Origin of the sequence: Micromonospora sp. M51 (genome assembly GCF_018070305.1) — a bacterium.
Lineage (GTDB): Bacteria > Actinomycetota > Actinomycetes > Mycobacteriales > Micromonosporaceae > Micromonospora > Micromonospora parva.
In genome coordinates, this window is record NZ_JAGPXZ010000544.1 from 1 (window position 1) to 4,334 (window position 4,334).

A 4,334-nucleotide genomic window follows, 5' to 3' on the forward strand; every position below is an offset into this window, starting at 1 on the left:
GAGCTACGTCTTCGCCGAGCAGCGCGGTCTGCTCAACCGACTCGGTGACCTGGTCGGCAACGACCCCAACCGGCAGCAGCAGGTCTACCAGCTCGCCGAGGAGCGGATCACCGCCGCCGCCCGGGACAGCGGGCTCTCCGCCCGCGCCGAGGAGAACACCCGCAAGATGCTGGAGGGGCTGCTCCGCTCCCTCGGCTACCAGCAGATCACTGTCACCTACGTGGCTCCCTGACCTGCCCCCCGTACGCCGAAGCGCCCGAACCGACTTCCGTCGGAGCGGGCGCTTCTCGGCTGGTGCCCGGTGGCTCACGGCCCGGCTGCTGCTGACGGCCCGGCTGACGCTGACGGCCCGGTTTCGTGCCCGCCGCCGGTGGTTCCCTCGCGGCCGGCGTGGCAGCGGTGCGGGCAATCTTGGACAGTTTCCGTCAGCACGTGACGGAAACTGTCCAAGATCTGGTCTTACCGGGGAGGGGTCAGTGGCCGGTGGAGGCGAGGTAGCGGTCCTCGTTCGGCATCAGCACCCACAGGATCAGGTAGACGATCACCTGCGTGCCGGGCAGCAGCAAGGACAGCAGGAACAGCAGCCGGACCATCCCGGCGGACATGCCGAACCGCCGACCGAGGCCAGCACAGACACCGGCGAGCATGCGCCCCTCACGGGGCCGGACCAGTTTGCGACTCATCGTCGTACTCCCACTCTGCGGCGGTGCGCCGCGTCTGCAATCCACGGTAGAAGGGGATGACCAGCTCGCCCTCGGTCCCGAGGTGGAGTGGCAACCAGTGGACCCGTAGGTGCATTACCCGGGCAGACCCCCGCTGACGCCTCCCCGAACCGTCCGCCACCACCTGTCTCCGCCGGGCCGCCTCGCAAGATCGCACTCGATCCTGGTTGTAGTGGCCTCGGACCGCGCGGATGCCACTAAACCCTGGATCGAGCACGATCTTGCGGGGCGGGGCGGGGCGGGGTGAGGCGAGGCGGGGCGAGGCGGGGCGAGGCGGGGCGAGACGGGGCCGGGCGAGGGCGGGGGACGGTCGTGGGGTGTTCACGTCCCGGACCGGGTGGGCGGTGGCCTGGGCGGGTAGGCTGGCTGATCGGCCTTCCACACCCCGGAGGGCCGGCACCCATACCCCGGACGGTCACCATCGGGGCCGCCAGACCGGTGGTCACGACCCGGCCGGGTCCCGTACGCCGGGACGACGGCGAGGAAGCGCAGCCATGATCAGTGTTTTCGACCTCTTCAGTGTCGGTATCGGGCCGTCCAGCTCGCACACGGTGGGGCCGATGCGGGCCGCGCGTACGTTCGTCGGCGGGTTGAAGGCCGACGGGTTGCTCACTGACACGGCGCGGGTGCAGGCCGAGTTGTTCGGTTCGTTGGGTGCCACCGGGCACGGCCACGGCAGTGACCGGGCGGTGCTGCTCGGGTTGGCCGGTGAGTCGCCGGAGACTGTCGACACGGACACCGTCGGTCCTCGGGTCGAACGGATCCGCGCCGAGCGGCGGATCAACATCCTCGACGTGCACGAGATCGCCTTCGACCCGGATCGGGACCTGACGCTGCACCGCCGTCGGTCGCTGCCGTACCACCCGAACGGGATGACCTTCGTGGCGTACGACGGTGCCGGTGCGGAGCTGCGCAGCCGCACCTACTACTCCGTCGGTGGCGGTTTCGTTGTCGACGAGGAGGCGGCCGGCGCGGACCGGATCAAGCCGGACAGCACCGTGGTGCGGTACCCGTTCCTGACCGGGGCGCAGCTGCTCGACGTCACCACCCGTACCGGTCTGTCGATCAGCGAGGTGATGTTGGCCAACGAGCGTTCCTGGCGCAGCGAGGCGGACATCCGGGCCGGTCTGCTGGAGATCTGGCGGGTGATGCGGGAGTGCGTGCAGCGCGGCTGCGAGCGGGACGGCGTACTCCCTGGGGGGTTGAAGGTTCGGCGGCGCGCGGCGGAGCTGCGGCGCGGCCTGGAGGCGGAGGCCGGGACGGTCGACCCGCTGCACGCGATGGACTGGGTGACGCTGTTCGCGCTCGCTGTCAACGAGGAGAACGCGGCGGGCGGCCGGGTGGTCACCGCGCCGACCAACGGCGCGGCCGGGATCATTCCGGCGGTGCTGCACTACTACACCCGGTTCGTGCCGGGTGCCGATGACGAGGGTGTGCTGCGGTTCCTGCTGACGGCGGGCGCGATCGGTGTGCTGTTCAAGGAGAACGCGTCGATCTCGGGTGCCGAGGTGGGTTGCCAGGGTGAGGTCGGTTCGGCGTGTTCGATGGCGGCGGCCGGGTTGGCCGAGGCGCTCGGTGGCACCCCGGAGCAGGTGGAGAACGCGGCCGAGATCGGGATGGAGCACAACCTCGGGTTGACCTGTGACCCGGTGGGTGGCCTGGTGCAGATCCCCTGCATCGAGCGGAACGCGGTGGCTAGCATCAAGGCGATCACGGCCGCCCGGCTGGCGCTGCGCGGCGACGGTGTGCACAAGGTGTCGCTGGACAAGGTCATCAAGACCATGCGGGAGACGGGCGCCGACATGAAGGTCAAGTACAAAGAGACGGCGCGGGGCGGTCTGGCCGTCAACGTGATCGAGTGCTGAGTCCGGTCGATTCGGGGCAATCGTTCACCGACTGCTAACCTGTCGTCCGTTTCAGGAGGCGGGAGGCGGCGGTGACCTCTGGCGTCGCGGCGTTGTGGTCGCACCGCAACTCGCTGCGCATCCTGGTCAGGCGGGATCTGGCGGTCAAGTACCAGCAGTCGGTGCTGGGCTACTTCTGGTCGTTGATCGAGCCGCTCGGCATGGGCGCCATCTACTGGTTCGTCTTCGGGGTGCTCTACTCCCGCGACACCGGTCGGCACCTCGGTGAGGCGGCCGGGTCGTACCCGTTGTTCCTGATCACCGGCATCTTCGCCTGGATGTGGACCAGTTCGGCGCTGAGCGAGGCGACGAACGCGCTGACCGGCCAGTCCCGGCTGATCACCACGATGAACGTGCCGCGTCAGGTCTTCCCGATCGGCCGGGTCACCGGCCGGTTCGCCGAGTACGCGGCCGGCCTGCCGATCCTGGTCGCCATCGCGGTGATCTACGCGGTGCACGGTCGGATCCACCCCGGTTGGTCGCTGCTGTCCCTGCCGCTGGCGGTGGCCGTGCAGGCCGTCCTGCTGACCGGGCTGGCCCTGCTGCTGTCCGCCTGGAACGTGCTGATGCGCGACGTGGAGCGGCTGATGCGTCTGATCATCCGGGTGCTCTTCTACGCCACGCCGATCATCTACCCGCTCAGCCTGGTCCGGGAGTCCGGTCTGCCGGGCTGGTTGAAGGTGGTGTACGAGCTGAACCCGCTGGTGGGGATCTTCCAGCTGCACCACGCGATCTGGTACCCGGACGAGTTCCCGGACGCCCGTCTGCTCGCCACCACTGTCGTCGGCAGCCTGCTGGTGCTGGTCGCCGGTTGGTGGTCGTTCCGCCGGTTGGAGCCCGCCGTGCTCAAGGAGCTGTGACGTGGCCACGCCGATCATCGAGGCGGACGGCCTGGGCATCCGGTTCGTCCGCAACCGCCGCCGTCAACTGCGGCTGCGTGAGCTGTTCATCCACCGCGGCGCGCGTGGTGCGCTGCCCGGCCAGTTCTGGCCGCTGCGGGACGTGTCGTTCACCGTGGAGCCCGGCGAGACCGTCGGGGTGATCGGGCGCAACGGCACCGGCAAGAGCACCCTGCTGCGGCTGATCGCCGGGGTGCTCATTCCGGACGAGGGCGACATCCGGGTGCACGGCGCGGTGGCGCCGCTGCTGGAATTGTCAGCCGGTTTCTCCAACGACCTGACCGGCCGGGAGAACCTGCACCTAGTCGGTGGGCTGCACGGCCTGTCGACGGGCTACCTGAAGCGGCACTTCGACGAGATCGTCGAGTTCGCCGGTGAGCAGGTGGAACGGGCCATCGACACGTCGGTGCGGCACTACTCGTCGGGGATGAAGGTGCGGCTGGGCTTCGCGATCATCTCGCACCTGCCGCACCCGATCCTGCTGATGGACGAGGTGACCGCGGTCGGGGACGCGGAGTTCCGCAAGAAGTGTTACGCGACGATTGATCGTCTGCTCGGGGAGGGGCGCACGCTGGTGCTGGTGTCACACAACGAAAAGGACCTGACCCGGTTCTGCCGTCGGGGGTTGTACCTCGACGCGGGCCGGTTGACGCTCGACGGCACCATCGCCGAGGCGCTCGACGCGTACCACGCCGCGGTCCCGCGGTGACGCTCGCGATCGTGCTCGCCGCCGGGACGCCCGCGGCGGGCCTGACCACGGCGACCGGTGAGCCGCTGGCCGACCGACTGGCCGCCCAGTTGCGCCGGGC

5 protein-coding genes are annotated in these 4,334 nt (G+C 69.6%); 4 read left to right on the plus strand and 1 reads right to left on the minus strand.

The window, feature by feature from the left end; translation table 11 throughout:
* Nucleotides 1–232, plus strand: a 232-nt coding sequence (locus tag KBX53_RS24120; protein ID WP_210861795.1) for a DUF4230 domain-containing protein, incomplete at its 5' end; no start/stop codon positions are given.
* Nucleotides 233–473: 241 nt separating this feature from the next.
* On the opposite strand, the gene KBX53_RS24125 is transcribed toward KBX53_RS24120, so the two are convergent.
* Nucleotides 474–683 (minus strand): PspC domain-containing protein, encoded by a 210-nt coding sequence (locus tag KBX53_RS24125; protein ID WP_030329606.1) that lies wholly within the window; start codon nucleotides 681–683, stop codon nucleotides 474–476.
* A gap of 533 nt (nucleotides 684–1,216) precedes the next feature.
* Here KBX53_RS24125 and KBX53_RS24130 point away from each other — a divergent pair.
* From KBX53_RS24130 to KBX53_RS24140, 3 genes are all read left to right on the plus strand, one after another.
* A complete protein-coding gene (locus KBX53_RS24130; protein ID WP_210861797.1) occupies nucleotides 1,217–2,587 on the plus strand; it encodes an L-serine ammonia-lyase in 1,371 nt (456 codons plus the stop codon).
* 71 nt (nucleotides 2,588–2,658) lie between these two features.
* Complete coding sequence (locus KBX53_RS24135) at nucleotides 2,659–3,486, plus strand: ABC transporter permease (protein ID WP_210861799.1); 828 nt, start codon at nucleotides 2,659–2,661, stop codon at nucleotides 3,484–3,486.
* 1 nt (nucleotide 3,487) lies between these two features.
* The gene (locus tag KBX53_RS24140; RefSeq protein WP_030329600.1) at nucleotides 3,488–4,234 is read left to right on the plus strand and encodes an ABC transporter ATP-binding protein; all 747 of its coding nucleotides are present in this window, start codon (nucleotides 3,488–3,490) and stop codon (nucleotides 4,232–4,234) included.
* The last annotated feature ends 100 nt before the right edge of the window (nucleotides 4,235–4,334 follow it).

What these genes read in the sequence shown, in the direction of transcription:
- KBX53_RS24125 (WP_030329606.1), bottom strand. Translation starts at nt 683, where the DNA reads ATGAGTCGCAAACTGGTCCGGCCCCGTGAGGGGCGCATGCTCGCCGGT.
- KBX53_RS24130 (WP_210861797.1), top strand. Translation starts at nt 1,217, where the DNA reads ATGATCAGTGTTTTCGACCTCTTCAGTGTCGGTATCGGGCCGTCCAGC.